Origin of the sequence: Mesorhizobium sp. M7A.F.Ca.CA.002.05.1.1 (assembly GCF_003998335.1) — a bacterium.
Classification (GTDB): domain Bacteria; phylum Pseudomonadota; class Alphaproteobacteria; order Rhizobiales; family Rhizobiaceae; genus Mesorhizobium.
The window spans coordinates 1-1463 of sequence record NZ_RZQI01001185.1; the positions used below are offsets into that span (position 1 = coordinate 1).

At 65.2% G+C, this 1463-nt stretch carries 3 protein-coding genes; 2 read left to right on the forward strand and 1 reads right to left on the reverse strand.

Annotated features, from left to right (window positions below; genetic code table 11):
* On the forward strand, positions 1-304 hold a 304-nt coding region (locus EN939_RS33925; protein ID WP_272483132.1), incomplete at its 5' end, for a sigma factor-like helix-turn-helix DNA-binding protein.
* Positions 301-1092 carry an anti-sigma factor family protein gene (locus EN939_RS33930; protein ID WP_127271681.1) on the forward strand — a complete coding sequence of 264 codons (792 nt, stop codon included), beginning with the start codon at positions 301-303 and terminating at the stop codon, positions 1090-1092. The genes EN939_RS33925 and EN939_RS33930, both read left to right, overlap by 4 nt.
* 89 nt (positions 1093-1181) lie before the next feature.
* Here EN939_RS33930 and EN939_RS38350 read toward each other — a convergent pair.
* Positions 1182-1463, reverse strand: a 282-nt coding sequence (locus EN939_RS38350) for a hypothetical protein (RefSeq protein WP_164751503.1), incomplete at its 5' end; no start/stop codon positions are given.

The window sequence follows — 1463 nt, forward strand, 5'->3', positions numbered from 1 at the left end:
GAACCGCCGCGGCGAGGCGGCGATGCTGCCGCTGGAGGCGGGCGAGGCCGTTGCCCAGCCGGCCGAGCAGGTGGAGAGCATTGCCTCGCGCGAGATCGTCGACGCATTGCAGGCGATCAGCCCCGACCGTCGCGCAGCCCTTGTCATGGTTGCCATCGAAGGTTTTTCCTATGCCGAAGCCGCCAACATTCTGGGCGTGCCTGCGGGCACGCTGATGTCGCGCATTGCGCGCGGGCGTGAGGAATTGCGCGGGTTGCTGGACGACACGGCGCGCCGCCGCGCGATAAGGATCGTCGAGAAATGATCCGCCGCGACTTTTCCGAACGTGACATCCATATGGCGCTCGATGGCGAGCTGCCCGGCGATGAGCGCGCGGCCTACGATGCCTGGCTCGACGCCAATCCCGAGATGAAGGCCAGGAGCGCCCGTTTCACCGCCGACCGGGCGGCGCTGCGTGCCGCCTTCGCCGACGTGCTGGACGAAGCCGTGCCTGGGCACTTGCGCAAGGTCGTGCTTGGCGAGGTGCCGGTCAAGGCAGCTGTGTCACGCTCACGCTGGTGGCTTGCCGCTGCTGCCGCCGTGCTTCTGGCCGTAGGCGGACTTGGTGGCTATTTTGCCGGCATCGATGGCATCGGCCAGGAGGACCCGGCCGAAGATCGGCTGGCCGAGCAGGCAATCGCGGCTCATGTCATCTATGCCGCCGAAAAGCGGCATGCCGTCGAGGTGCCGGCCAGCGACAAGGACCATCTGCAGACATGGCTGTCCAACCGGATAGGGCTGAATCTGGTGGCGCCGGACCTGACCGCCGACGGATTCCAGCTGGTCGGCGGCCGGCTGTTGCCGGCAGGCGAGAGCAAGGCCGCCATGCTGCTTTACGAGGACGGCAATGGGCAGCGTATATCGCTGTTTGTCACCACGGAATCGACGGAGAATGCCAAGGGCACCTACGCCGCCGCGCAAGATGGACCCGAGGCCGTCTACTGGCTGGACAAGGGCTATGGCTGCGCCGTGGTCGGCTCCTTGCCGCGCGAGCGGCTGGCCGAGGTTGCCAGGAGCGCCTACACGCAACTTGTGAACGGGCTGGCAAGCTGAACGGCATTGCTTTTGCCGGTGCCGTCGATCCGCGAATGCCGATCCGGCCGAAGGGCCCTTTCACACCCGTCGAGTCGGCGTCGGATTTGTCACAATTCGGCCCTAATCGAGGTGCGATAGCGCTTGATGAATGCCGTCGCATCGCCCCGAAAATCGGAAGCGGTTTTTGGAAACACGAGGCGAAGATTCAAGGTGGTGGAGCGGACTTTGTGCGCCCAGGTGGACGCCGGTTTTCCCAACGCCCTGGTCGGCGTCAAGGACGTGTTCGAGTAGGGCCATTTCCACCACCAATCGAGGTTTTCTGAAGCCGCATGCCTGCCGAGATCCGCACGGCCCGCGCGTCTGACGTCGATGATCTCGCCGCCATTGAG

Bases quoted from the DNA above. Each gene is read 5' to 3' on its own strand.
- EN939_RS33930 (WP_127271681.1), top strand. From the start codon at position 301: ATGATCCGCCGCGACTTTTCCGAACGTGACATCCATATGGCGCTCGAT.